This is a genomic window from Vibrio sp. 03_296, assembly GCF_002265885.1.
On record NZ_NPKW01001137.1, the window covers coordinates 1 to 915 of the forward strand.

Consider the following 915-nt stretch of genomic DNA (forward strand, 5'->3'; position numbering starts at 1 on the left):
TTTTTTGCTATGCTCTCCCGCGACACCTTGCAGCACTACTTGCTCATCACCACGTACCAWTGATACGTTTTCTTCTCTTCATCCAGCACAACCAAGGTATGCTTCATCTCTTGAACGTATTCTGGCACTACATAGCGGCTAACTTCGATTTGGTTCACCTTTCCAGCGATGCGAGCCAGTCCCTTACCAATGATAGGTAAGTATTTAGGCTCTGCTACTGTGGTCAAATTGAACTTATCCACCGTATCACCCAAAATCATTCGTGACTTGATGATTTCAATTTCTGTTGTGGCAGAAGATTCTTGAGAAAATAACTCCCCCATATCCCCACCAACTAAAGAGCCTATTCCACCTTTGCTTTTTTCTTCGATTTGCAATAAAGCATCCGCTTTATAGATAGGCGTTGAAAGTAGCGCAACCGCGACTCCACCAACCGCAAAGAAAAGGTGAGTTATCTAGAGTGATCCATTTTGCATCCAAAAGAATGCCAAGCAGCTTGCCTAAATCGATTTCGTCAGACGAGTTATCAACGGAAGATCGGTTTTGTGGTGTTGTCATTGTCTCGTTCATTTCCGGGTTGGTGGATTTATGATTTGTTTGTTGGAAAAACGGTCCTGTGGTCCTGTGGTCCTGTGGTCCTGTGGTCCTGTGGTCCTGTGGTCCTGTGGTCCTGTGGTCTAGGCTAAAACATTGCAAAGGAATACAAGCGCCTAGGTCAGTTTTTCTCTTYTACTACAATTTTTTTGCCCAGGCTTGTGCGGCTTCATCAATTAACTGATAAGCATGCACAAAGGCTTCTTTGCTTTGGCGATACGGATCGGGGATGTCTTTTTGCCCTATCCGATTGGCCGAAGAGCATGGTTTTCCACGCGCTTCAGGGGTCAATTTGTGTTAGCGCTTCCATATGGCCTTTTT

2 pseudogenes are annotated in these 915 nt (G+C 45.1%); both read right to left on the reverse strand.

The features are described from left to right. A pseudogene (locus CIK04_RS30355) lies at window positions 1-570 on the reverse strand (Wzz/FepE/Etk N-terminal domain-containing protein); the annotation flags it as partial. A gap of 162 nt (window positions 571-732) precedes the next feature. Continuing rightward, window positions 733-915: pseudogene (locus CIK04_RS30360) on the reverse strand (low molecular weight phosphotyrosine protein phosphatase); the annotation flags it as partial.